The following is a 24,012-nucleotide window of genomic DNA, read 5'->3' as shown; positions in this document are numbered from 1 at the left end:
AACTGTGAGAGTCGGGGGCACAACTCCTCACCATGGCATGGCTCGTGGAATCGCGCGCGAGCTCTGGAACTCGTGCTTCAGAAGGCATGTGCCCTCCCCCGCAGTTCACTCTGCGGCGCTCAGCGCGACGCGGATGGAATCGAGAGCCATGTCGAGCGCGATCGCCATGCTGCGCTCGTCCCGTGTGGTCTTGACGAGGAGGTACCCGCCTTGGACAGCGGCCATCAGACCGACGGCTAGCTCTTCAGGGTCTGCGTCCGGCCGTAGCTCGCCTGAGTCCTGCATGCGCTCCAGTCCGAGACGGAACCAGTGCTGCCAGACGCTGAATCCTCGTTGGAGATTCTCACGCGCAGTTTCACACCGGCCAGCGATCTCGCCCGCCAGCGACCCCATCGGACAGCCGTGAGCACCTCGCCAACCACGCACTCCTACCACGATCGCATCCCGCCAACGCTCGAAGCCGCGCATCGTGCGCAGGTCGTCGAGGAATGGTGCCTGCTCGCCAAGCACCCGTTCAATCTGGGCCCTCACGACTGCCTCAACCAACTCGGTCTTGTCCGAGAAGTAGTGGTAAACCTGAGACTTGCCCGTTCCGCTGGCCTCTATGACATCGTCAACGCTGGTGGCCTCAACGCCCTGCGTGTACATGAGATCGGCGGCTGCCGCGACGATACGCAGACGGGTGGCCTCGCCCTTGGCGGTCAGCCGTCGCGGCTTCTTCTCACTCACCGTGCCCCCAATCTGGACTGGAGCCGCCAGCCTCGGGGGTCACGATGAGTCCTGCGATCGAGTCGCTCCCGTCCGTGGTTTCTCAGGCGCACCGCTACCTCCCGGTGCGTCAACGGCACCTGACGACCGGTCGCGTTCCCACTGCTCAAGAACCGAGTTGATGGCATGACTGATCGAGTGCAGATCGGCTTCGGTGTTCTGAGAGATGTGGAACGTCTCGATGTCTCGCGCACGGTCCCGGTCGGACTCCCGTCGCTGAGTGAGCAGAATCAGCGGTCCCTGCAGAGCAGCGACGATCGCCAGAGCCGTTCCTAGATAGTCCAGCATGGCCGTCGGGTGGGGATAGAAGAGCGGCAAGATGGTGTTCACGACAAACCACGCGAGAATCGCCACCACCAGGATCAGCAGGAACGGCCATGAGCCCGCGACGCTCGCCACCCAGGCAGCGGCCTTGTCTCCAGGGCTCGACCGCGCTTCTCTGAACATGCTGAGTTGGTGCCCGCAGTGCGGGCAAGCGAACATCTCGCGGCCTACGATGTCGCTGAAGTGGCCGTCCATCTCGGGCTCGGAATGGTGTCGAGAAGCGCGGTGCAAACCGGCGCCACTTCCCTTTCCAGACTCTGGTGACTGCTCTGTTCGCTCGTCGCGCTCCGGCTTGGTCATCGCTCTCGCTCTCCCCGGGTGCTCTCCCCGGCACTGGCGCGTTCCTGCGCGATCTGCTCGCGGAAGTGCGCGTCCTCCTGCTTGACCGCTATGGCACCGAGCAGGATCTCGTCGATCTCTGCAGCGGGGATGATGACCGCACCCGACCCGTCGGCGAAAACATAGTCGCCCGGCATGACGCCGACACCGCGCAGCACCACGGGAACATTCGCCCGGTGTGGAGTGATCAGCGCACCGCCAGCCTCCACCGCCTCACCAGCGCAGTACGAGGTGAACCCGTACGTTCGGAGCTCAGTGAAGTCCCGGAGTCGGCCATCTGTCAGCACTCCGTCGAGCCCGTAGTGGTGCACGCGACCCAGCTTCGTTCCACCGCCTACCGAGACGCCTGGATGGCCATTGGTCGCGAGCACAAGAACTTTTCCCTCAGAGTCGTCCCCAACTGCCTCACGGAACAGCGATCGGAAATCGTGCACTGCGGGGTCGACGCTTGCAGCGCAACTGGGGAAGAAGGCGATCGTCACGGCTGGTCCGAAGAGGACCCTGCCGGGGGTGGGGCTCTCCAGCCCCAGGATGTGCGCGCCGTGGCGGTGGCGACGACCCAACGCATCGACTATGTCGGCACAACCGATCTGCTCGGCCTGCGCCCGCCGGTCCTTGGCGCTTGCGCGGTTGGTCGCACGAGGTTCTCCACTCACAGGACATCACGATGCCAGAGCCTTTTATGTACTGTCAAGTACGAAATACTGGTGCGCTGATGCACCCAGGGACTCCGGGGTCTCGAAGCCTGCAATACCGCCGGACGTGTTCACGGCGGAGGTCAGGACACGTCCCAATACGCGTGAACAGCACTCTTGACCACGGAGTGTCCACCTGCAGCGGTTCGGGACAGTCACGTTCCCTTCGCCCGAGGCTGACACCGACGCGGTCGACGCGGACCAATCCGTGGTAGTAGATTGTACTATCTGCTACATTTTTACACGCGCCGCGAGTCAGCACCGCTGCGGCGGAAGCCAGATCAAGCCCTCGGGGCGGGGATGCGAGCGCCTTGCCGCCGTGCGAGAGGACCAAGAACGCCGACCATGACTGCCCGACCTCACCACTGTGCGACCTCTCGGCCAGAGGGCTGCGCGCCGCAACACGCTGGGGTAGGGCCTCGCGACTCACACCCGCCTAGAGGTCGGCCGGACGTCGATGTCCATAGACCTCGGGGCGCCCCACCAGCGTTCGCGATGAGAGGGGCGCACGTCATGACCCAGTCCATACCTGGCGCGGGTCGGCAGTAGCGGGCGTGTATGCCTTCAGTGCGCTTTCAACCGATCGTCGCTCGTACTCGCAGCATCCGTGTGCCTATCGCGCCCGTGGCGCATGACTGCGTCAAGCTGATCTTCGTCCGCGCAGGGTCCGCGATCGTACTCAGCGAGTTCGGCGAGAGGCCAGTATGCGCCGGTGACGTCGTGGCCCTGGGCGCCAACACCCTGTGCGGAAGCGAACCTGAGGATCTAGTCACCGTCACCACGCTCTGCCTGGACCAAGACTACGTCGTCGACCAGATCTTCTGGCAGCATGCCGAGCTGCTTGCAGACCGGTTCGAGGCGCATGACTTCACCGACGAGCTCTACTCCGAGTCGGCCCAGATACTCCGCCTTGGAGAGGACCGCGCTCGGATATTTACACCACTCCTGGACGAGTTGGTCGCGCTCAGTGTCGATGGGCCGTGCACCGAGAGTTTCTATCGGATGCAGGCGCTGCTCTTTGGCGTGCTCGATATCGTAAGCCCATACGTGAAGACGTCGCCGGTGCGACGGACTTCGAACCTGCGGAGGACGGGTCGCCCTGGTACGCCACGCCACCGGCGGTTCACGCCTCTACGGGACGAGGCTCGCGAAGCGCTCCACCTGCTTCGCGACGCGCCGGCCGACGACTGGACACTTGGTCGACTCGCGGCCGCAATAAATCTATCGCCCTCGCAGCTCGGGCGGATCTTCGTGGACGCTTACGGCAAGACCCCCATGACGTACCTCACGACCGTACGAGCCGAGCATCTGGCTCGGCTGCTGCGCGAGACAGACCTGCCGATTGAGGCAGCGATGCGCGAAGTGGGGTGGTGCAGTCGCGGCCATGCTGCACGGATGTTTCGTCACGCCGTAGGTGTGACACCAACTCGCTATCGGATGATGATCCGGAAGAGAGCTGCCGCCTGATCCTGAAGGTACAGATCGCGGCATCGACGATACGGATCACCGCAGCCTTCCCGCCTCCCGGTACGGAAGGCGTCAAGTGCTGGTAGTCCGGTGGGGACTCGTCGGGTTGACCGCCGTACCTGACGGTCACATCGCCTGTTTCGTTGTCCGTCTGTCGTTGCTGGTTTTCGCGGCGTACCTAATGGTCACCGGGCCTGGTCGGCCGGGTGCTCAGAGTATCGGGAGGACACGCCGATGGCGACGACACGAGAGCGAGCGCAGGCGGCGCGGGAGGCGAAGCTCGATGAGCTGCACAAGCGCCTGACCGGGGCGGTCGAACACCTCGTCTCCGGTGAGGACTGGTCGCGCGCGCTCGCATTCGCGGCACAGTTCAGGGCCAGATCGTTCTCAAACACCCTGCTGATCTGGGACCAACATCAGGGTGCCTACGAGCAGGGTCGGGTTCCGGGGCCGTTCCCGTCGTATGTGGCCGGCTACAAGCAGTGGCAGACACTCGGCCGGCAGGTGGAGAAGGGCCAGCCCGGCTATCAGATTCTCGCTCCCGTGACGGGCCGGTTTGCCTCGGCGAACCCTGCGGATGCGGAGTCTTGGCGGCGTCTTGGGAAGGGTGAGAAGCCGCGTGCCGGTGAGGTGGTGCGCTCCAAGATGGTGGGCGTCCGCCCGGCCTATGTGTGGGACGCCTCGCAGACCTCTGGTGACCCGATCCCCGAGCCCCCAGCACCAAACTTGCTGGAAGGCGAGGCGCCCGCGGGGTTGTGGGACGGCCTCTCTGAGCAGGTGGAGGCGGCCGGGTTCGCGGTGCTGCGGGTGCCGCATGCGGGGATGATCGACGGTGCGAACGGGATGACCGACTACTCCGCGAACACGGTCGCGGTGCGGGAGGACATGGACCCCGCCGCGCAGGTCAAGACCCTCGCTCATGAACTCGGCCATGTCCTGCTCCACGGTCCCGACCAGGAGGAGGCGCGGCAGCATCGCGGGATCGGTGAGGTCGAGGCCGAGTCCGTCGCTTTGATGGTCGGCGCCGCCCACGGGATGGACACCTCCGGTTACACGATCCCGTACGTCTCCACCTGGGCCGCTCGGGTGGATGGCAAGGAGCCGGTGGAGGTGGTCAAGGCCACCGGGGAGCGGGTCCGCAAGACCGCCCTGGCGATCCTGGACCGACTCGACACCGCGCAGGTCGGTGACGGCACTCCACCTGGCTTGGAGCGGGACACGGCCCACCGCGAGGTAGCCGTACATGCGCGACCGGCAGCCGAGCCGACTTCGCCGCGGCGGGTGGCGTCGTTGCCTGAACCAGGTGCACGCTCCGTACCGGTGCCGGCGTTCGAGGCGCGGGGGCTGTGATGGCCGAGCACGGCGCCGTCTCCTCGGTCCTGCTTCGGATGAACGGGTCATGGCCGCTGTCGGCAGCCGCGCGCGAGTTCGCGGCTGCGGGCGTGCCGGTCTTCCCATGCACCTCGTATGGGAAGCGGCCGGCGACCGAGCACGGCTTCCACGACGCCACCACCAACCTGGATCAGATTGAGGCGTGGTGGCGGCAGTCGCCGGGGGCGAACATCGGCGTCCCGACCGGCGCCGCCTCGGGCGCGGTCGTGGTGGATGTCGATGTGCACGGCCCGGTCGATGGTCGCGCCAGCTTCGACCGTGCCCACCGCGCCGGGCTGGTGCACGGGTGGGAGCTGCTGGTGCGCACGCCCACCGGCGGGATGCACGCCTACTACCCGGCCACGCCCGGCTCGGAGCAGCGGTCGTGGCAGGCGGCTCGCGCGGGGATCGACTTCCGCGGCGACGGCGGCTACATCATCGTCCCGCCCTCGACCTGCTCCATCGAGGGCACCACAAGCGGGTACCAGGTCGAGCAGGTCAACACCGGCCCCGCCCGCGTCCTAGACGCGCAGCGGCTGCGGGACTTCCTCGACCCCCACCCCACACCGAGCCGTCCTGCGTCTGGCGGTGTGGATCGGGACGCCGATGTGGACGTGTCCCGGTTGGCGGCGTGGGTCGCCGCCCGTGGTGAAGGTGAGCGGAACCGTGGCCTGTTCTGGGCCGCGTGCCGCCTCGCGGAGAACGGGCTCCCCGCCTCGGATGCGCTGGATGTGCTGACCGCGGCCGCCAGTCACGCTGGGCTCGCCGAGCGCGAGATCGTCACCACGGTCCGTTCCGCCTACCGCACCGTCCACCCCGCACCTGCCCGGCGTGGCGCGCGCGATGGGTCGTCACCGGTGCGGGGTTCGTCGCCGCTGGCCGCGGACGGCTGGTTCAACCGTGATCCCGCTCGCCCGTCAACCGAGTCATCAAGGGTGTGGGGGTTGTGATGACCACCCCGATCGCGAGCAGGGCAGCGGGTCGCCGGTGGGCGGTGGTGACGGCGGTGTCCGGGACGGTGTTCATCGCCGCCGGCGCGTTCTGGCTCTCCTTCACCGCACTGGTGGACCTGGCCGCCAGGTCCGGGGTGGGTGCGGGGCAGGCGTGGGCGTGGCCGCTGATCGTGGACGGCATCATCGTCGTCGCCACCGTCGCCGTCGTTGCTCTCGCTGGGCAGAAGACGGCGTGGTATCCGTGGGCGCTGCTGATCGGCGGCGCCGCGGTCTCGGTGGCCGCCAACGCGATCCACGCTGTGGTCGCCGCCGATGCCGACGTGCCCGGCGTGCTGGCCGCCAGCGTGGCGGCGGTGCCGCCGGTGGTGCTGCTGGCGATCACCCACCTGACCGTCATTCTCACCCGTCCCGCACCCGGCACCGCCGGTCCCGAGGCCGCGGTCTCCGACCCCACGGCCTCGTCCCCCGCGGTCCTCGACGCACCGTCAACGTCACAGCCGCGAGAGCTGACCACGCCGCGCACCGCGGGCGAGCCAGCCCATCGGGCGGGCAGGAACGTGCCCGACACGTCTACGTCCGCACCGGCACTGGAGCGCAGGGACCGGGCGGCGGACCTGCGGGGCGCGGGGTGGTCGAACAAGCGGATCGCCCGCGAACTCGGTGTGCATCCGTCCACGGTCGGCCGCTGGTTCGCCCGTGCGCACCTTCCTGACACGAGCACCCCTGAGATGACCGATGGTGAGGAGGCGACCCGATGAACGGGAACCCGCACGATCAGCACGAGAAGCAGCACGAGACACCCGACCGGCGGCATGAGCAGTCGGAGCCGGTCGAGAAGACCGGCACGCCGGATGCGGTGGAGGCCGCCCACGTCCGCCGCGACGGCGACCTGGGCACGCCCATCGCCAGAAGGCGGGCGCGGGGTGTGGAGTGGGTGCGACCCACCGATTTGATCGCTCGGCACTCCGCGTCGCTGTCGGGGCGGGGTATCGACTTCGAGGCAGAGCTGGCCCGCCGCGCCCGCGCCCCGATCGCGAACCGGATGCACGACCTCGCCGACCGGGCGCGCCGGTTGCCGCCGCTGTCCGCCTTCGGCCGCAGCGGTGCTACTCACGAGTCTCCGGTGCGCTCGGGTGTCGGGATGAACAGGTGACCGACCATGACCACCACAACCGACCACCACGACGAGGCAGACTTCACCACCGGTGAGGGCTTGCGCACCCTGCTGACTCGACTGCACGAGGCAGGCGAGGGAGCATGGACCTCCGACCCCGTGGCGCGGGAGCTGATGGCCTACGCCGCGCAGAAGTACACCCCATTAGCGCGCAAGCACGGCCTGGACCCTTGGGAAGCCGCGTCGGCGGCGTTCGACGCGATGCAGTACGCCTCCACCCGGCGCGCGGACGATCCGTGGGCGATGGTCACTCACGGGGTGCGGATCACCTGCATCTTCGAGGAACGCGCCCAAGGACTGCTCTGCTCGGTCCACCAGGCCCGCCGCCCCCACGTGTCCGCGTTCCATGACCCGGAGCGGTTCGGCGATCGCGACAACGCCTTGATGGACTATGACCCGGCCTTCCACGTCACCGACCCCAGTGCCGTAGACACCGAGACCGACACCAGCGCCGATGCGGGCGATAGTGGTTCCGGCGGTTCGGATCAGGCGTGCATGTCCGCTGCGTCGGCGAGCGAGGACGCGATCGGGTTGCTGTGCCTGCTGGGCTGGGCACCGGAGACCGCGCGGGCGTCGGTGGAGCATGTCTGTGGGGCGCTGATGCGGGCCGGTACCCGGCAGAGCGCTTACGAGGCGTTGCGGCGAGACCGGCACGCCCGCGCCCTACTCGACCTGCCCCGCGCCTCGTGGACCGTGCTGCTACGGGCACTGCTCGGCAACCCCCACCCCGCCTACGCCGCCACCAGTGCCGGCAAGGGGGTGCTGTTGCGGCTGCTGATCGGCGAGACGCTGCCGGTGCTGCTGCGCGACGACGACCTCGTGCTCTCCCTCTCCCTGGCCGCCCCACGGCGCCGTCCCGCCGGGGGTGAGGCGCAGTGAGTTTCGATCCGGGACACATCGAGCTGGAGTGGACGGTCGAGTCCATCCGGGTCGGCCGGCGGCACCGCACCGAGCTGGGCGACATCGACGAACTCGCCGCCTCCATCGAACGCGACGGACTGCTGCAACCCATCACCGTCACCCCGGACGGCGTGCTCGTCTGCGGAGCGCGTCGGCTCGCGGCGATCAAGCGGCTTGGGGAGAAGAAGGTCAACGTGTGGGTCCGTTCCGGACTCTCCGACCGACTCGGACAGCTCCTGGCCGAACAGGACGACAACATGCTCCACAAACCGCTCACCCAGCGCGAGGCCGCCGCCCTGTACCGGGAGCTGAAGCAGGTCATGGCCGAAGACGCCGCCCGCCGCAAGGTCTCCACGCAGTTCAGCAGCGACTACCAGCCGGGGAGTGACGGTCCCGCAAATTTTGCGGGACCGTCAACCGCTTTGGGGGACTCGCGTGAACAGGCGGCGGCGATGGTCCCCGGCGGCGCCTCGCACACGACCCTAGAGAAGATCGGCTACCTCGAACATCTCGCCGCCGACCCCGCCCAACCCGAGAGCCTGCGCGCTGAGGCACAGGCGGGGCTGGAGCGGATCGAGGCCGGAGCCCCGGTGCATCCCATCTACCTGGCGGTTCGCGACGCGGCGATCGCTGCGCAGGGCGCGCGGGAGGCCGATCTACATCAGATGGCCGACGAGGCCGTCGCCCGCGCCACTGCCGCCAAGAAGCAGAAGGGCAAGCAGCCGGTGCCGCGCCCGGTGCCGCTGACCGGTGTCGATGGGGAGCCGGTGCGGTATCCGGTGCGGGCGTTCATCCACACCTGGGGCGAGCTGACCGAGTGGTGGACCCACTACGACCCCGACCAGCTCGCCGCCGAACTCACCGACGAGCAGATCGCGGGCTTCCTGGACACCGCCGAAGGCACCAGCCGGTTCGCCGAGGAGCTGCGCGCCGCCCGCGACCGCCGGGCAGCCGACGATGCCCCCGCGGCGCGGGGGCATCTGCGCGCCCTCTGACCGGGCCGTGCGCCATCGCCGTCCTCGGGTTCCTCCGTCTGGTCAGGGTGGGCGCACCTGCCGGGTATGAAGACCCCATTCGCCTCGTCTGATCCTCGTTCCCGTCACCGACTCATCGCACTCATCGCCGCGCTCGTGGCGATCGTGGTGCTCGCCGGGATCGGGGTCTACGGCCTGCTGGCCGGGCGACCGAAGCCCGATACACCCGGCGGGGACAGCGGGACGCGGCCGGGGCCGGTGGTCACCTCACCTGGCGAACCCGGCCCGACCGGAACACCGACTCTGCCTGCGCTGCCGGAGGTCGAGGCGTCCGATGACCCGGAGACCTTCGCCGGCAACGTCGCCGAGGCGTTGTTCGCCTGGGACACCGGCAGCGGGTTGATGCCGCTGGACTACAGCTCGGTGATCCTCGCCGTGGGCGACCCCTCGGGTGCGGAGCAGGCCGGGCTCGCCTCCGACGTCGCCGCATACCTCCCGTCGCGGGAAGCCTGGCTGGAGCTTCGTCAGTACACCACCGCCCAGCACCTGACCATCGAGGACGCCTATGTGCCGGAGGCGTGGGGTGAGGCGGTCGAGCAGGCCCAGCCGGGCCAGCTCGCGCCCGGCACCATCGCGTACACGATCGAGGGCACCCGCCACCGCACCGGGGTCTGGAACGACGAGCAAGTCGCCTCGGAGCATGCGGTGGCGTTCACGGTGTTCATCGTCTGCGCACCGACCTACGACACCTGCCACCTGCTGCGGCTGTCCCAGCTCGACAACCCCCTCCAGTAGCCAGGGGGTTGATCGGTCGTGTTGAAGAAGCTCGCCATCGCCACCCTCGCGGTGCTCTTCCTCGCCCCCTCCCTGATCCTGGTCGGGATCGGCGTGGTGATGAACCCCGCCCTCACCGCCACCGGCGCCTGCGTCGTCCCCGGCGGGACGAACCTCACCGTTGGCGACGTCCCCGACGAGCTGGAGGTCACCACCGCGAACGGTGAGACCTTCACCCTGAACCGGACCCAGCTCACCCACGCCGCGACGATCATCGAGACCGGCTCCGGGATCGACGGCGTGAGTCGCGACGGGCTGGTCATCGCGTTGATGGCCGCACTCACCGAATCCACCCTGCGGATGCTCTCCAACACCAGCGCCTACCCCGAGAGCGCGAACTACCCCAACGACGGCGACGGCGGAGACCACGACTCGTTGGGCCTGTTCCAGATGCGGCCACAGTCCGGGTGGGGAACCGTCGCCGAGCTGATGGACCCCGTCTATCAGGCGGAGGCGTTCTTCGGCGGACCCACCGGTCCGAACCACCCCTCGCCGCGGGGCCTGTTGGACATTCCCGGCTGGGAGGACATGGACAAGGGCGAGGCCGCCCAAGCCGTCGAAGTCTCCGCCTACCCCGACCGGTACCGCAACTACGAGCCGGTCGCGGAGGCCATCCTGTCCACCCTCACCACCACGACGGCCGCGGGTGGCGACGCGGTTCCGGTCGTACAGGCTGCCCGGCCGGAGTCCTCGCGGGTGGTGTTCCCGGTCCCGGAGGGCACCTGGGTCCTCACCTCCGAGTACGGGCCGCGGGTGCACCCGATCACCGGCGAGGACTCCTTCCACACCGGGACCGACTTCGCCGCCCCGGACGGCACCCCGCTGCTCGCGGCAGCCGATGGCGCCGTCACGGTGGCGGAGTTCTCCGGCGGCTACGGCGGGCTCATCGTCATCGAGCACACCATCGGCGGTCAGACGGTCGCGACCGCGTATGCGCACATGTGGGAGCACGGCATCCACGTCGCGCCCGGAGACCAGGTGGTCGCCGGGCAGCACATCGGCGACATCGGCAGTTCCGGCAACTCCACGGGTCCGCACTTGCATTTCGAGGTCCGCATCGGCGGCACGAACGGTGAGCACACCGACCCCGCCGCCTGGCTCAACTCCCATGACGCGGCCGACCTGCCCGAACCTGAGACCGGCCCCGGCACCCCCGGCGAGGACTGCGACCCTGAGAATGGCAGCGCTCCCGGTGGGTCGCCGGAGCCGTTCGAGGGCGACCCGAACCGCATGGTCGACGACCCCACGTCGGATGGGCAGATCACCGCGCGGATGCTGCACCTGTATCAGCAGACGATCGTCGCGTTCCCCGACACGAGCTGGGCCTGCTACTCACCCCGCCCCGGCTCCGTCTCCGAACACCCCCTCGGCCGCGCCTGTGACGGCACGTTCGGCAACGCCATCGGCCAGCGCCCGACCCCGGCGCAGCGCGAGCTCGGCTGGGACGTGACGAACTGGATGAAGACCCATGCCGAAGCCCTGGGCGTGGAGTACCTGATCTGGGACGGAAAAATCTGGTCTCTCGCCCGCGACGCCGAGGGCTGGCGTCCCTACGACGGCGGCGGCATGCACGACCCCGACAGCATCACCGGATCGCACGCCGACCACGTCCATGTCTCCGTACGAGCCGGGAGCTGAGCGGTCATGGACGTGTTCCCGGACTTCGACGGGCTCGGCGGCATCGGTGACCTCCGTGCGGTGATCGGTGCGCTGTTGACGTTCGTGCTGATCGTCGCGGTGCTCATGCTGATCGTGTCCGCGATCGTGTGGGCGATCGCCGCCGCAAACGGCAACCACGCCATCGCGAGCAAGGGCCGCACCGGTGTCCTCGTCGCCCTGGGCGCCGCGGTACTGGCCGGCGGCGGGGTCGCGTGGATGAACTGGCTCATCGCCCTCGGCGACCAGCTCTGACACCCCGCACGCCGCCGCCGTCATCCATCGTCGCGCCACGGATGCCGTCTCGCCCTGCCGGGGTGGGGCGGCATCCGTCTGTTGCGCCTCTCGGTGGTCGGACTCGGACACGTGGAGGTGGGGCGCACCTGATGCGTGAACCCCGTCCGTGTTCCCCGCCGTCTCTGGCGGGCTGTTCCTGTCAGGAGCCCATCGTGTTCGACCTCGCCACCACCGTCCTCGCCGCACCGCTCGTGGTGCCGATGGACATCAACATCGACCCCAACAGCGACGGCCTGCCCGGCATCGCGCAGCTGCGCACCATCGTCGGCGCCGTCATGACCGTCGGCCTGATCCTCTCCGTCCTGGCACTCATCATCAGCGCGATCGTGTGGGGCTTCGGCGCCAACTCCTCCAACCCCCACCTCGCGGGCAGGGGCAAGATCGGCGTCCTCGTCTCCTGCGGCGCCGCGGTGATCTGCGGGGCGTCGGTCACGCTCATCAACTTCTTCTGGAACGTCGGCCAGCAGGTCTGACCGCCCTACTCGACCCTGGCGTGAAGGAGTGATCTGCGGTGGGTGTGTGCGATATCCCCCTCGTCTCGACCGTCTGCGACACCGCCGGTGAGGCCGCTGCCAGTCTGGTGTCGGCGCCGTTCGACTGGCTCGCCGGTGCGATGGGCGCCGCCGCCGGGTGGCTGTTCGAGGCCGTCTGGGCGGTGTTCGACACCACCACGCTCGTGGACGTCACCAGCCCGGAGTACGTGAGCGTCTACAACATCCTGTTCGGCATCGCGGTGTTCGTGATGCTGATCTTCTTCTGCCTCCAGCTCATCACCGGCCTCATCCGACGCGACCCCACCGCCTTGTCCCGTGCCGCACTCGGGCTCGCCAAGAGCGTGCTCGGCAGCTTCGTCGTCATCACCCTGACCGCATTGCTGCTGGAGATCGTCGACCAGCTCTGCATCGGGATCATCCAGGCCGCCGGGGAGACCACCGAGAGCATGGGCGACAAGATCGCCCTGCTCGCCGCCGGCCTGGTCGGCATCAACATCGCCGCCCCCGGCGTGGGCGCGATCATCACCATCTTCCTCGCCGGCCTCGCGATCGCCGCCGCCGCCATCGTCTGGCTCTCCCTGCTGGTCAGGAAGGCGCTGCTGCTGGTGGCCATCGTGTTCGCACCCCTCGCCTTCTCCGGGGCGTCGTGGGATGCCAGTCGGGGATGGATCAGCAAGTGGGCGATGTTCGTCATCGCACTGATCTGCTCCAAGCTCGTCCTGGTCGTGATGTTCCTCGTCGCCATCACCCAAGTCAGCGCACCCATCGACGGCGACCTGGCCTCGGTGGCCGATCCGATCGCCGGGATCGTGCTGATGGCGATGGCCGCGTTCGCCCCGTATCTGACCTACAAGTTCATCGCGTTCGTCGGGTTCGACATGTACCACGCCATCGGCTCCGAACAGGACGCAAAGAACGCCCTCAACAGTCCCGTCCCGGTCCCCTCCAAGCCCGGCGGCAACGGCGGCGGTGAGCCGAAGAAGGTCCTCGACGACAACGACGGTGGCGGTGGTGGCGGTGGGAAGAAGCCGCCGGAGCCGAAGAACCCCACACCAGCCTCTTCCAGCGGCACCGCTGGCGCGGGCAGCAAGGCGGCCGCCAGCAGCTCCGCAGGAGCAGGTGCGGGCGGTGGGGCTGGCGCGGGTGCGGCGGCTGGTCCGGCCGCAGCCGCTGTCGTGGCGGCGAAGGTCGCCAAGGACGCCGCCACCGCCGGACCCAAGGCGGGCGAGGCCATCGGCAACCAAGCCGACTCCACCGCCGACTCCGCGGGCCAGACGGGCACCACCCCGCCGCCCGCGCAGGCGCCCCCGCCGTCGACCCCGGCACCCAAGACGCCCGGCGCGGGACCCACGGCGGGGCCGTCCCAGCCGGAGGCACGTCCGCCGAAGCAGCCCCCGCCGCCGGCGCCGAAGCCGACCGGGAAGGAGTGAGCCGCCATGTCCGCGAAGCAGACCGAGCCCGCTGGGTCGTCGGGTGAGCTGGTGCCGGTGAAGTTCTCCCGCCTCACCCGCCGCGGCGTGTTGTTGGGACTGTCGTTGGCGCAGCTCATCACCCTCGCCACCGGCGTCCTCTCGGTCGTCGGTGCCCTCTACGCCGGGGGTGGCATCCTGCTCGCCTACACCGCCCCCATCTGGGTCATCGCCGCCGCCCTGACCTGGATACCGGTCGCCGGACGGCCGGCGGTGGAATGGCTGCCGGTCGCGTGCTGGTGGCTCTGGCGCACCACCGGCGGCCAACTCCTCTACCGCCGCCACGTCGTCAAGCCCCGACCAGTGGGAACACTCGCGTTGCCCGGCGACATGGCGCGACTCCGCGAGTACACCGACCCCGAAACGAACGCGGGGATGATCCACGACCCCACCGCCGCCACGCTGACGGTGGTCTGCGAGGTCACGCATCCGGCGTTCGTGCTCCTCGATCCGGGCGAGCAGGAACGGCGCGTCACCTCCTGGGGCCGTGTCCTGGCGACCGTGTGCCGCTCCGGCCGCATCGCCACCCTGCAAGTCCTGGAACGCACCCTGCCGGACTCCGGTACCGGCCTCGCGGAATGGTGGGAAGCGCACGGCACCGCCGACGACACCTGGGCCGCACAGACGTACGCCGAGCTGATCGACCGCGCAGGTCCCGCAGGCGAGAGGCACGCGACGACGCTGTCGCTGGCGTTGGACATGAACACGGCCGCGCGGCAGATCAGGACCGCCGGCGGCGGCCTGCGCGGCGCGGCCGCGGTCCTGCGCCAAGAGATGAACACCCTCGTCGCGGCGCTGCGCTCGGCCGACCTGGCACCCTCGGGATGGCTCACCCCAGGACAGATCGCAGTGATCCTCCGCTCGGCCTATGACCCGGCGATCGCCGCCACCCTCGAACGCCACGGACAGCTCGGCCAGTCCCTCGCCACCGCCGGGCCGGTCGCGGTCAACGAGTCCTGGTCGCGGCTGCGCACCGACTCGGCGCACCACGCGGTGCTGTGGGTCTCGGAGTGGCCCCGCTCGCTGGTCTATCCCGGCTTCCTGTCCCCGGTGCTGCTCTCGACCGGGATTCAGCGGAGCTTCTCGTTGCTGTGCACGCCGCTGCGCTCCGATGCCGCGGCCCGCGACATCCGGAAGAAGAAGGTCGAGCACATCTCCGACCAGGCTCAACGGGCGAAGATCGGGCAGATCGAGGACGCGGCGCAGACCGCGGAGTACCACGACGTGCTCCAACAGGAAGCCGACCTCACCGCCGGCCACGGCATCCTCCGCTACACCGGCCTCATCGCCGTCTCCGCACCCACCGTCGAGGAGCTGGACGCCGGGGTGGCGGCGATCGAGCAGGCCGCGATCCAAGCCTCCTGCGAGACCCGCCTCCTGGTCGGGCAGCAGGCCGCCGCGTTCACCGCCGCCGCCCTTCCACTCTGCCGCCGCGTATGAGCACGCCCGCAGTCAGGTCCGCTGGTCTGGGAGGGTGCCGTAGCTGTTGGCGTAGGTCTTGCCGGGCTTGGGGTGGGTGAACTTCAGTCCCGACCAGACCTCGTCGATACGCAGGCAGGTGCTCTCGACCATGTTCAGTTCGTAACCGATCGCGATCACCGACTTGATGGTCAGGTCGGTGCCGAGCTTGCCGCCCTTGGGCCACGAAACCCACAGCATCCCGCCCGGACGGAGTCGGTCACGCAGCTCGCCGAACTGCTCACGCAGCCGGTCCTGGGTAACGACGAACAGATGCAGGTAGTCCAACTCGCCCGTCAACGTCTCAGGAACGTCGAGGTCAGGAAGGCCCATCGCCGTGACAGCCGTCGCCGGCGCGTCGCGCAGATACGCACGCAGGCCGGGCTTGACGCCCATCTTCTGCGCGACAGTCCGCGTCTGCTGAATGCTCGTCATGTCATCGACCGTAGACGCCACCACGGACACCTCCTGTCCGCTATCAGTGGCTTCCGTCGATAAGGGACACCCCGCGCACCTGAGAGCACACGCCCTCAATCAGTCTGGGAGACCCCATCATGCCGACGTTCCGCGACCCGCTCACCGATGCCGCCGAGGCGTCCGAAGCGATGCGGGGTCTCGCCCACGCCTCCCGTGTGTTCGATGACCCGGCCGACACCTACACCGTGTTCGGTGACCTCACCGCGACCATGCGATCGCTGCGGCAGGTGCTAGACCAGCTCGCCAATACTCACCTCGCCCACCGGGACCGGGCACAGCACGATGACGGCGACCACCTCGCCGGGGACCGCTCCGCGCTCGCTGCCGCCGACGAGCTGCACCGAGCCGGGACCCTGCTCGACCAGGCCCACGACCACCTCAACACCGCGTTCTCCCACTCCGGGCGAATCGCGTGGCACCCCGAGCCAGTCGTGGATCGAGACGCTGCCCGTGAACGACTGGCCGCGCGCCTCGATGGCGACCCCGCGACCACGACCGTGCAGGCCGGGACACTCACGTTGACGGTGTGGCCCGATACGCCGGCGGGTGAGCATCAGCGCTATGCCTACCGGATCATCGACACCACTACGGGGCGGGAGCTGGAGGGTCGGGACCTGTTCACCGGCGCCGGCCAGCCCGTCGACCCCGACCATGCGATCCGCGACCTCGCCACGTTCCTTGGCGCCGCCGGCGAGGCCCGCCAGTACGCCCTCGACCATCCCGACAGCACGCCCGAGCACACAGGGTTGTTCCCGGAATGGGTGGCCGAGGCAGCCCGCACCAACGCCGACGCGCTCACCGAGCTGACCGAGCCCGCCGAGCCGGCCCCGGCAAGCGAAGCGTCCGGGACGGGCCGGCAGTGGATCAGCGTGGTGTTCCTCCAAGGCGAGGAAGCCGACCAGGTACTCGACGTGATCGACCGGGACGGCACCGCCGCGGCGCTCGAACACCTCGCTGGCTATGACTACGGGGACGAGACCACCCAGGCCGCACTGGAGAACGGCTACGTCTACGACAAGCCCCCGACCGGGCCGCTGGACCGGGTGATCACTGGCGAGGACGGCTACACCCTCACCTACAACCCGTTCGCCGGCCACGTCAGCCTTCTCCGCGAACACCACACCCCGCCCGCCGACGTCCTCGAAGACTCTGGTGTGGTGCCGGCGCGGGAGGCAATCGCCGGGATCGGCGCCCCCGAGCCGGAAGCGAGACAGGCGGCGTCCGTGCCGTCGCGGAGGGCGCCCGATCCGTCGTGGTTCGAGCATCCCGGTGTGGCTGCGGTGAAGCAGTCCCGAGGACTCTCGCTGTGAGCGCGAGTGAGCCCGAGCGGCTGCACACCTCGGTCTTGGTCGCTCCTGCCGCCGAGCGACGCCGGCTGCGCAAGCAACGCCGCCAGGCCGCCGCCCGCCTCCAGGCCGAGCAACGTCGGGCCGAGAAGCAGGCGGCGCGGGCGAAGGCCGAAGCTGAGAAGGCCGAGCGCCGGGCGACGACCTACCTGCCTGCCGTCGGCGAACCCGGACCCGCTGCGCTGAGGTCGCCGGGCCGGTTCCGGCTGCCCCGCCATCAGGACACGTCCGCGACGTTGGCGGGGGCGTATCCGTTCGTCGCCGAAGGCGGCCTCGGCTCCGATGGCGTGTTCGTCGGGCAAGACCTCTACTCCGGCGGGTCATTCGTGTACGACCCCTGGGTGTTGTATGCCCGCGGCATCATCACCGCGCCCAACATCGTCCTGGCCGGGATCGTCGGCTCCGGCAAGTCATCCCTCGCCAAGAGCCTCTACACCCGGTCCCTGCCGTTCGGCCGCCGCGTCTACGTGCCTGGCGACCCCAAGGGCGAGCACACCGCGGTCGCCGAAGCGGTCGGCGGCAGGGCGATCGTCCTCGGTCACGGGCTGCACACGAGACTGAACCCGCTCGATGAAGGCCACCGGCCCTCCGGCCTGTCGGATGAGCAGTGGGCCTCCACGGTCGCCTCCCGGCGTCGCGATCTGATCGGCGCCCTCGCCGAAACCGTGCTGGCGCGCGGGCTGACGCCGCTGGAGCACACCGCCATCGACCTCGCCTTGACCGCGACGGTGCGGGAGAACACGGTGCCGATCCTGCCGATGGTCGTGGACCGCATCCTGTCCCCATCCCAAGACAACGATGGGCGCCTCGGGGAGGATGGCCGGCTCGTCGGGCATGCCCTGCGTCGCCTGGTTGCCGGGGACCTCGGCGGGCTCTTCGACGGCCCCTCCACTGTGGCGTTCGATCCGTCGCTGCCGATGATCAGCCTCGACCTGTCGCGGGTGACGGAGAACTCCACCCTCATCTCGGTGCTGATGACGTGCTCCAGCGCATGGATGGAGTCCGCGCTCCTGGACCCGGCCGGCGGGCAACGGTGGGTGATCTACGACGAGGCCTGGCGGCTCATGTCCCACCCCGCGCTGCTGCGGCGGATGGACGCGCACTGGCGGCTGGCGCGCCATTACGGGATCGCGAACATGCTGATCTTCCACAAGCTCACCGACCTCGACAACGTCGGCGACCAAGGTTCCGCGATGCGGTCCCTCGCCAACTCCTTGTTGGCGAACGCCGAGACCCGGATCGTCTACCGGCAGGAGTCCGACCAGCTCGGCCCGACCGCCGCCGCGCTCGGGCTGACCGGGACCGAGCAGAAGCTCCTCCCCACCCTCGGCGTCGGACAGGGGCTGTGGAAGATCAAGTCCAGAAGCTTCATCTCGCAGCACCAGCTCCATCCCGTCGAGCTGGAACTGTTCCGGACCGATGCCCGCTACCTGGGCGGTCAGTCATGAAGGGCCGCAACCCGCTGCACCACACCCCGTCCCAGCAGCCCGACGAGACACCGGTGGCGCTGCCACACGTCGTCATCACTGTCACTGAGAACGGCGCCCTGAACGTCACCGTCGACGGCACGCCGTTCCCGTCACCTTCCGCGGGTTCGGAGTGGACACGGGGCACCTTCGGGCCGCTGCTGGACGCGGTAACCCACGATCGCACCGTAGCGGTGCGGATCGAGGTCCGCGAGGTCGACGGGACCGTGTTCACCGACCTCATCCGCGCCCGCAAACCCACCCCACCACCACCCGACGACGAACCGGCCGGGCCGGGGACGCAGCGTTCACGCCGCGCCAAGCACACCACGCAGCACGAGCCTCCGGTGCTGATTGAGGTCACCGGGGACGGGTTCGTGCCCGGTGAGGACATCGCCGTCGCCGTGATCGTCGCCCACACCGACGCCACCGGCACCGGGGCCGCCCGAGCCCTGCTCGACCAGCAACAGCTCGACGCCGCGCTGCCTGAGGGCGACGACGCGGGCGAGGCGGTGCTCTACGGGCGTATCTCCGGCACGATCGTGGTCAGGCTAGTGCCGTGAGCAGCCCGCAGGGCCGGCAGGCCGGGTCGTTCGGGGACGAGCTGACCAACGCCGCCCTGATCGGGCTGGTCGGCATGTTCGGCGTCGCGCTCATCCTGCGCGCATCAGGCAGCGTGGCCGCGTTCCTCACCGGCACCAACCAGCCCGCCGCGGGACCGGCGTCGGGGCTCGGGGTGCTGTTCAACCCCGCCGACCCCGCCGCCGCGCTCGACGCCGCAGGGTTGAACCCGGTCGTCTACTGGATCGTCACCGGCCTCCTGCTCGCGGGCCTGTGCGTCGGTGGCGGGTGGGTGTGGGTGTGGCTGCGCCGTCACACCCGCAAGACCGAGACCGACCCCCGCCGCCTGGCCGGCACCGCCACCGGCCACGAAGTCAGTCAAACCGCCTCCGGCAAGGCACTGCTGCGCCGCGCCGGCACACTGCGCCCCTCCGTGGAGCAACCCTCACCAGGCGATGTCGGGTACCTGCTCGGCACCAGCCACGGCAAACAGGTGTGGGCATCGGTGGAGGACTCGATCCTGCTGCTCGGCCCACCCCGGTCAGGCAAGGGCCTGCACGTGGTCATCAATGCCATCTTGGATGCGCCGGGAGCGGTCGTGACCACGTCAACGCGGCCGGACAACCTCACCGCCACCCTGAAAGCCCGAGCGCGGGACGGGCGGCCGGTGGGAGTGTTCGACCCCCAGCACCTCGCCGAAGGCGTCCCCGCCGGCCTGCGGTGGTCCCCGGTGCGGGGGTGTGAGGACCCGTTGACGGCGATGATCCGCGCCACCGGCCTCGCCGCCTCCACCGGCCTGTCTTACGGCGGTGTCGAGTCGGGCGGGTTCTGGGAAGGCAAGACCCGCACCGCTCTCCAAGCCCTGCTGCACGCCGCCGCTCTGGACGGCCGGCCGCCGGCCGAGCTGTTCCGGTGGACCCTGGACCCCTCCATCGCGGCCGAAGCCGTCGCCGTCCTCACGAACCACCCCGGCGCAGCCACCGGATGGGCCGACTCCCTCGGCGCGATGATCGACTCCGACCCCAAGACGCGCGACTCCATCTGGCAAGGCGTCTCCCTCGCCCTCTCAGCATTGGCCGACCCGCGCGTCCTCGACGCGGTGACTGCTCGCGAGGGCGAGGACTTCGACCCCGAAGCCTTCCTCCAACAGCGCGGGACCCTGTTTCTCTTGGCGACGGGTGCGGGTGCCGGGGCGTCCGCGTCCCTCGTGGCCGCGTTCGTGGAAGACCTCGTGGAAGCCGCCCGCCGCCTCGCCGCCCGCTCACCGGGTGCCCGGCTCGACCCGCCCCTGCTGCTCGCCCTGGACGAGATCGGCAACCTCAGCCCGTTGCCGTCGCTGCCGACGCTGATGGCCGAGGGCGGCGGCACCGGCATCACCTGCCTCCCCGTCTTGCAGTCCCTCGCACAAGCGCGGGAGAAGTGGGGCGACAACGCCGCCGGCGCGATCTGGGATGCCTCCATCGTCAAGATCATCCTCGGCGGCGCCTCCAACTCCCGCGACCTCCAAGACCTCTCCTCGCTGATCGGCGAACGGGACGAGTACACCGATTCGGTGACCCTCGGCGACCACGGCACCAGATCGAACCAACGCTCCATCAGAAGGGTGCCGATCCTCCCGCCCGACCGCATCCGCACCCTGCCCTTTGGCACCGGCGTCACCCTGCTGCGGTCCGCCCCGCCGATCGTGACCGGCCTGCGGCCCTGGCCGACACGCCCCAACTCCGCCCAGCTCGGCACGGACGGCGCGGCCATCGAGGCGCTGCTGCGTCGCCCCGCCGACACCTGACCTCCCTTGTCATCTGTGGGGCGCGTGGGTGCACCTGCCTGACACGAGCGGTTCCTAACGGGGGTCGCGTGAGTGTCAGGAGGAGAGTCCGATGGCTATCCAGACTCAGCAGTCGTTCTCGGGGTTTGTCGCGTCCGACCCGCAGCTCAGTCGCACGGAGAACGGTGATGCCCGGCTGTATATGAAGGTCGGCAAGGAGCACTACCGGCAAGAGCAGGACGGGTCGTTCACGCAGTTGGAGACCACCTTCCACAACCTGGTCGCGTTCAAGGCCGCCGCTGAGCAGGGCCACGAACGACTGGCCAAGGGCGACAAGGTCATTGCCGACGGCTATGTCCGCGAGTACAGCTATCAGCGCGACGGGCAGAACGTCGAAGGTGAGGAGTTCGTCGCCCGCCGCCTCGGCCACGACATGGCCCGCACCCGTTACGACGTCGACCGCACACCCCGCCGCAGCCCGCCCGAGCGCGACGCGACCGCGTTCACCGCACCTGAGCACCGCCCGGCCACCGCATCGCCCGCGGCCGTGAGCCTGTGACCGGAAGGGGCTGACGACGATGGATGAGTACACCCCTGAGCCTGACGAGCCCGACCACTTCGACCCGGACGACGGGCCCGACGCCGGAGCGGACGATGTGGCCGAGCCGCCGCACCCGGTGAACTGGAACCTGCTGTCCGCCGACGATCTGGAAGTCGAGTGGCTCGCGCTCAACGACTGGGTGGCGTGGCTGCGCCGCACCTACGGACTACCCGCCAGCGTGGTGCCTCCGTTCTGGCACCGCCACCCCGAGCTGGTGTGGGAGCTGTCGGCTCTGCATCTGCATTGGCTGGGCGCCTATGACCCCGAGCAGGCCGGGTCCGCGCCGTTCGGCTGGCATCGTGACTTCGCCGACGCCCGGAACCGGCTCCGCGAATGGGTCGCCGCCTCCGGCACCCGCCTGGACCGCGACCGACCCACCCGCCAGACCACCTGGCCCGGCGAAGACCCCGCACCGCCTGTGGAGGACGTGATCATCGCCGACCGCGGGGAGGACTTCGTACAGTTCGTCTTCGATCAGGTCGAAGCCCGCCGCGAGGCCGAGGAGGCGTTCTTCCGCAGCCTCGATGAGCGCACCGGAGAAGTCCCGTGACCGGCCGGGCTTCCCGCGACAGGGATGAGCGGCTGCCGGAGAGGATGCGGGATTACCGGATCGAGGCCGAGCCGCGGCAGAGCCCAGACCTGCACAAGCTCGTCCAACTGTTCATCGGCATGGCCCGCTCCCGCGCCGAGCAGGACCGCACCACGCCCGCGACGGACGCCGACACCGTCCTGCCGGCCTCAGAGCAATGTCGGGACGGCGAGGTAGAATCAGAAGCGCAAGAAGCCAACGGCTGAGCTTTCGGGCTTGGTCGTGGTGCGCAGTCCTGTTTGGCCTTCGTGGCTTACCCGGCCGGCTCCTTCGGAGCTGCCGGGTCGTGTTTCCCCATTACGAGTCGCACCGCACCAGCGGTAGCCGCCGCTCGTGCTGGCCCCGACCACCGGGGAAGGGAACACGACCCATGACCGCCACGACCACTGCACAGCAGCCACCCGCCGCCACCGCGCTCGATCGCATCGGCGAGACCACCACACTCGCCGTCTCCTACCTGCGCGTGTCAACCAAAGAGCAGGCCTCCAAGGGCGGACGGGACGAGGGCTTCTCGATCCCCGCTCAGCGCGAGGCGAACCTGCGCAAGGCCCGCGAGCTGAACGCGATCATCACCGAGGAGTTCGTCGACGCCGGCGAGTCCGCCCGCAAGGCCGACCGGCCCGAGCTGATGCGGATGATCGAGTACGTCAAGACCCACCAGGTCGCCTACTGCATTGTTCACAAGGTCGACCGGCTCGCCCGCAACCGCGCCGACGACGTGACCATCCACCTCGCCCTCAAAGAGGCCGGGGTCATGCTCGTCTCCGCGACCGAGAACATCGACGAGACCCCGTCCGGGATGCTGCTGCACGGCATCATGTCCACCATCGCGGAGTTCTACTCCCGGAACCTCGCCGGCGAGGTCTCCAAGGGCATGAACCAGAAAGCCCAGGGTGGCGGGACCAACGGCAAGGCCCCGATGGGCTACCTCAACGTCACCAAGCGTGACGAACTCGGCCGCGAGGTCCGCACCGTCGAAGTCGACCCCGACCGGGCACCACTGATCACGTGGGCCTTCGAGGCCTACGCCACCGGGAACTACTCCACGATCAGCCTGCGCGAGGAACTCATCGACCGGGGCCTGACCACCGTGCCGACCCCGAAGCGGCCCTCCAAGCCGCCGGTGCTGTCCACGATCCACAAGATGCTCACCAACCCCTACTACAAGGGCAGCGTCCGCTTCCGCGGTGCCAGCTACGACGGCCTGCACGAACCGCTGGTCGCGCCCGAGGTCTGGTACCGCGTCCAGGCGGTGCTCACCGCGCACCAGACCTCCGGGGAGAAGACCCAGTCCCATGACCACTACCTGAAAGGCAGCCTGTACTGCGGGCAGTGCGGGTCCCGGCTGACGCTGACCAACGCCAAGAGCCGCCGCGGCGTCATCTACCCGTACTTCATGTGCACCGGCCGGCACGCCCGCCGCACCAACTGCGAACGCAAGTCCATGTTCGTGCCCGACATCGAAGCCGCCGTCGAGGACTACTACCGCCACGTCCAGATACCCGAACACGTCGTCACCGCGCTGCGCGAGCTGGTCACCAGTGAGTTCGACCGACTGCACCAGGTCGCCAAGCACGAGGCCCAGGGGTACAAGGCAGAACGCGACGCGCTCCGTGACGAGCGCACCAAGCTCATGCAGGCTCATTACGCCGGAGCCGTGCCCCTCGACCTGCTCGGCACCGAGCAGGACCGCATCGCGCGGCGGCTCGCGTTCCTCGACGCGCAGATCAACGCCGGCGACATCGAGTACGACCAAGCCAAAGCCCACCTGGACGACTGCCTCGCCCTCGCCGGGGACATGCACGCCATCTACATGAGCATCGACGATTCGCTCCGCAGGATCGCCAACCAAGCCTTCTTCGACAAGCTCATCGTCACTGATGACGACGCCATCCACGGCGAACCCGGCGTCCCGTTCAACGTGTTCCTCGACCGCGACGTCCAGACCCTCGCCGTCCGCCAACAGGGACGGACGGCGGAATCTGGAACTCAAACCGGTGATGTCGTTGGTTTGAACAACGACCTTCTGGTGGA

Annotated in this window: 25 protein-coding genes; 21 read left to right on the top strand and 4 right to left on the bottom strand. The window is 69.1% G+C overall.

The window, feature by feature from the left end; all coding sequences use genetic code 11:
- Positions 1 to 105: 105 nt before the first annotated feature.
- The 3 genes from V7E09_RS03520 to V7E09_RS03510 are packed head-to-tail and all read right to left on the bottom strand — an operon-like array spanning position 106 to position 2,087.
- Positions 106 to 729 carry a TetR/AcrR family transcriptional regulator gene (locus V7E09_RS03520; RefSeq protein ID WP_200489067.1) on the bottom strand — a complete coding sequence of 208 codons (624 nt, stop codon included), beginning with the start codon at positions 727 to 729 and terminating at the stop codon, positions 106 to 108.
- A gap of 39 nt (positions 730 to 768) precedes the next feature.
- A complete protein-coding gene (locus V7E09_RS03515) occupies positions 769 to 1,392 on the bottom strand; it encodes a DUF1003 domain-containing protein (protein ID WP_324523022.1) in 624 nt (207 codons plus the stop codon).
- Entirely contained in the window at positions 1,389 to 2,087 is a 699-nt protein-coding gene (locus tag V7E09_RS03510; RefSeq protein ID WP_135446919.1) for an RraA family protein, read from the bottom strand. Before V7E09_RS03510 ends, V7E09_RS03515 begins: the two co-directional genes overlap by 4 nt.
- A gap of 663 nt (positions 2,088 to 2,750) precedes the next feature.
- Here V7E09_RS03510 and V7E09_RS03505 point away from each other — a divergent pair.
- From V7E09_RS03505 to V7E09_RS03445, 13 genes are all read left to right on the top strand, one after another.
- Positions 2,751 to 3,593 carry an AraC family transcriptional regulator gene (locus tag V7E09_RS03505; RefSeq protein WP_324523021.1) on the top strand — a complete coding sequence of 281 codons (843 nt, stop codon included), beginning with the start codon at positions 2,751 to 2,753 and terminating at the stop codon, positions 3,591 to 3,593.
- A 234-nt stretch (positions 3,594 to 3,827) separates the two neighbouring features.
- Complete coding sequence (locus V7E09_RS03500; RefSeq protein WP_135446915.1) at positions 3,828 to 4,943, top strand: ArdC-like ssDNA-binding domain-containing protein; 1,116 nt, start codon at positions 3,828 to 3,830, stop codon at positions 4,941 to 4,943.
- Positions 4,943 to 5,914: a bifunctional DNA primase/polymerase gene (locus V7E09_RS03495; protein ID WP_182496155.1), complete on the top strand. Its 972-nt coding sequence runs from the start codon at positions 4,943 to 4,945 to the stop codon at positions 5,912 to 5,914. The genes V7E09_RS03500 and V7E09_RS03495 overlap by 1 nt, the downstream gene beginning before the upstream one ends.
- Positions 5,914 to 6,675, top strand: coding sequence for a DUF2637 domain-containing protein (locus tag V7E09_RS03490; RefSeq protein ID WP_182495686.1), 762 nt, complete (start codon positions 5,914 to 5,916; stop codon positions 6,673 to 6,675). Before V7E09_RS03495 ends, V7E09_RS03490 begins: the two co-directional genes overlap by 1 nt.
- Positions 6,672 to 7,070 (top strand): hypothetical protein, encoded by a 399-nt coding sequence (locus V7E09_RS03485; RefSeq protein ID WP_135446911.1) that lies wholly within the window; start codon positions 6,672 to 6,674, stop codon positions 7,068 to 7,070. Before V7E09_RS03490 ends, V7E09_RS03485 begins: the two co-directional genes overlap by 4 nt.
- Before the next feature lie 6 nt (positions 7,071 to 7,076).
- Complete coding sequence (locus V7E09_RS03480; RefSeq protein ID WP_135446909.1) at positions 7,077 to 7,970, top strand: hypothetical protein; 894 nt, start codon at positions 7,077 to 7,079, stop codon at positions 7,968 to 7,970.
- Positions 7,967 to 8,986, top strand: coding sequence for a ParB N-terminal domain-containing protein (locus tag V7E09_RS03475; protein WP_135446908.1), 1,020 nt, complete (start codon positions 7,967 to 7,969; stop codon positions 8,984 to 8,986). Before V7E09_RS03480 ends, V7E09_RS03475 begins: the two co-directional genes overlap by 4 nt.
- Positions 8,987 to 9,052: 66 nt before the next feature.
- Positions 9,053 to 9,760 carry a hypothetical protein gene (locus tag V7E09_RS03470; protein WP_135446906.1) on the top strand — a complete coding sequence of 236 codons (708 nt, stop codon included), beginning with the start codon at positions 9,053 to 9,055 and terminating at the stop codon, positions 9,758 to 9,760.
- 18 nt (positions 9,761 to 9,778) lie between these two features.
- Positions 9,779 to 11,437 (top strand): M23 family metallopeptidase, encoded by a 1,659-nt coding sequence (locus V7E09_RS03465; RefSeq protein WP_135446904.1) that lies wholly within the window; start codon positions 9,779 to 9,781, stop codon positions 11,435 to 11,437.
- Positions 11,438 to 11,443: 6 nt separating this feature from the next.
- Positions 11,444 to 11,710: a DUF6112 family protein gene (locus V7E09_RS03460; RefSeq protein ID WP_135446902.1), complete on the top strand. Its 267-nt coding sequence runs from the start codon at positions 11,444 to 11,446 to the stop codon at positions 11,708 to 11,710.
- Positions 11,711 to 11,904: 194 nt separating this feature from the next.
- Positions 11,905 to 12,225, top strand: coding sequence for a DUF6112 family protein (locus V7E09_RS03455; RefSeq protein WP_135446900.1), 321 nt, complete (start codon positions 11,905 to 11,907; stop codon positions 12,223 to 12,225).
- Positions 12,226 to 12,263: 38 nt separating this feature from the next.
- A complete protein-coding gene (locus V7E09_RS03450) occupies positions 12,264 to 13,676 on the top strand; it encodes a conjugal transfer protein TrbL (protein WP_135446898.1) in 1,413 nt (470 codons plus the stop codon).
- 6 nt (positions 13,677 to 13,682) lie between these two features.
- Positions 13,683 to 15,155: a PrgI family protein gene (locus V7E09_RS03445; protein ID WP_182495687.1), complete on the top strand. Its 1,473-nt coding sequence runs from the start codon at positions 13,683 to 13,685 to the stop codon at positions 15,153 to 15,155.
- Positions 15,156 to 15,167: 12 nt separating this feature from the next.
- On the opposite strand, the gene V7E09_RS03440 is transcribed toward V7E09_RS03445, so the two are convergent.
- Positions 15,168 to 15,608, bottom strand: a complete 441-nt coding sequence (locus tag V7E09_RS03440) for a hypothetical protein (protein ID WP_135446894.1) — start codon at positions 15,606 to 15,608, stop codon at positions 15,168 to 15,170.
- A gap of 119 nt (positions 15,609 to 15,727) precedes the next feature.
- Between V7E09_RS03440 and V7E09_RS03435 the strand changes: the two genes are divergently transcribed.
- The 8 genes from V7E09_RS03435 to V7E09_RS03400 form a co-directional block, all read left to right on the top strand.
- Positions 15,728 to 16,960 carry a hypothetical protein gene (locus V7E09_RS03435; protein WP_240689143.1) on the top strand — a complete coding sequence of 411 codons (1,233 nt, stop codon included), beginning with the start codon at positions 15,728 to 15,730 and terminating at the stop codon, positions 16,958 to 16,960.
- Complete coding sequence (locus V7E09_RS03430; protein WP_135446892.1) at positions 16,957 to 18,444, top strand: ATP-binding protein; 1,488 nt, start codon at positions 16,957 to 16,959, stop codon at positions 18,442 to 18,444. The genes V7E09_RS03435 and V7E09_RS03430 overlap by 4 nt, the downstream gene beginning before the upstream one ends.
- Entirely contained in the window at positions 18,441 to 19,025 is a 585-nt protein-coding gene (locus V7E09_RS03425) for a hypothetical protein (RefSeq protein ID WP_324512004.1), read from the top strand. The genes V7E09_RS03430 and V7E09_RS03425 overlap by 4 nt, the downstream gene beginning before the upstream one ends.
- Positions 19,022 to 20,809 (top strand): type IV secretory system conjugative DNA transfer family protein, encoded by a 1,788-nt coding sequence (locus tag V7E09_RS03420; protein WP_135446888.1) that lies wholly within the window; start codon positions 19,022 to 19,024, stop codon positions 20,807 to 20,809. The genes V7E09_RS03425 and V7E09_RS03420 overlap by 4 nt, the downstream gene beginning before the upstream one ends.
- Positions 20,810 to 20,900: 91 nt before the next feature.
- Positions 20,901 to 21,347 carry a single-stranded DNA-binding protein gene (locus V7E09_RS03415; RefSeq protein ID WP_135446886.1) on the top strand — a complete coding sequence of 149 codons (447 nt, stop codon included), beginning with the start codon at positions 20,901 to 20,903 and terminating at the stop codon, positions 21,345 to 21,347.
- A gap of 19 nt (positions 21,348 to 21,366) precedes the next feature.
- Entirely contained in the window at positions 21,367 to 21,939 is a 573-nt protein-coding gene (locus V7E09_RS03410) for a hypothetical protein (RefSeq protein WP_135446884.1), read from the top strand.
- 44 nt (positions 21,940 to 21,983) lie between these two features.
- A complete protein-coding gene (locus V7E09_RS03405) occupies positions 21,984 to 22,184 on the top strand; it encodes a hypothetical protein (protein WP_301442456.1) in 201 nt (66 codons plus the stop codon).
- 164 nt (positions 22,185 to 22,348) lie between these two features.
- On the top strand, positions 22,349 to 24,012 hold a 1,664-nt coding region (locus tag V7E09_RS03400), incomplete at its 3' end, for a recombinase family protein (protein WP_324523020.1).

The sequence above is a fragment of the Propioniciclava sp. genome, from assembly GCF_036744435.1.
Classification (GTDB): Bacteria; Actinomycetota; Actinomycetes; order Propionibacteriales; family Propionibacteriaceae; genus Propioniciclava.
Note: the sequence above shows the minus strand (reverse complement) of the source record. Positions and strands in the feature narration are given on the sequence as shown.

Excerpts from the sequence above, each read along its gene's own strand:
- V7E09_RS03515 (WP_324523022.1), bottom strand. The coding sequence starts at position 1,392 with ATGACCAAGCCGGAGCGCGACGAGCGAACAGAGCAGTCACCAGAGTCT.
- V7E09_RS03500 (WP_135446915.1), top strand. The coding sequence starts at position 3,828 with ATGGCGACGACACGAGAGCGAGCGCAGGCGGCGCGGGAGGCGAAGCTC.
- V7E09_RS03495 (WP_182496155.1), top strand. The coding sequence starts at position 4,943 with ATGGCCGAGCACGGCGCCGTCTCCTCGGTCCTGCTTCGGATGAACGGG.
- V7E09_RS03490 (WP_182495686.1), top strand. The coding sequence starts at position 5,914 with ATGACCACCCCGATCGCGAGCAGGGCAGCGGGTCGCCGGTGGGCGGTG.
- V7E09_RS03485 (WP_135446911.1), top strand. The coding sequence starts at position 6,672 with ATGAACGGGAACCCGCACGATCAGCACGAGAAGCAGCACGAGACACCC.
- V7E09_RS03480 (WP_135446909.1), top strand. The coding sequence starts at position 7,077 with ATGACCACCACAACCGACCACCACGACGAGGCAGACTTCACCACCGGT.
- V7E09_RS03470 (WP_135446906.1), top strand. The coding sequence starts at position 9,053 with ATGAAGACCCCATTCGCCTCGTCTGATCCTCGTTCCCGTCACCGACTC.
- V7E09_RS03460 (WP_135446902.1), top strand. The coding sequence starts at position 11,444 with ATGGACGTGTTCCCGGACTTCGACGGGCTCGGCGGCATCGGTGACCTC.
- V7E09_RS03445 (WP_182495687.1), top strand. The coding sequence starts at position 13,683 with ATGTCCGCGAAGCAGACCGAGCCCGCTGGGTCGTCGGGTGAGCTGGTG.
- V7E09_RS03440 (WP_135446894.1), bottom strand. The coding sequence starts at position 15,608 with ATGACGAGCATTCAGCAGACGCGGACTGTCGCGCAGAAGATGGGCGTC.
- V7E09_RS03435 (WP_240689143.1), top strand. The coding sequence starts at position 15,728 with ATGCCGACGTTCCGCGACCCGCTCACCGATGCCGCCGAGGCGTCCGAA.
- V7E09_RS03425 (WP_324512004.1), top strand. The coding sequence starts at position 18,441 with ATGAAGGGCCGCAACCCGCTGCACCACACCCCGTCCCAGCAGCCCGAC.
- V7E09_RS03415 (WP_135446886.1), top strand. The coding sequence starts at position 20,901 with ATGGCTATCCAGACTCAGCAGTCGTTCTCGGGGTTTGTCGCGTCCGAC.
- V7E09_RS03410 (WP_135446884.1), top strand. The coding sequence starts at position 21,367 with ATGGATGAGTACACCCCTGAGCCTGACGAGCCCGACCACTTCGACCCG.
- V7E09_RS03405 (WP_301442456.1), top strand. The coding sequence starts at position 21,984 with ATGCGGGATTACCGGATCGAGGCCGAGCCGCGGCAGAGCCCAGACCTG.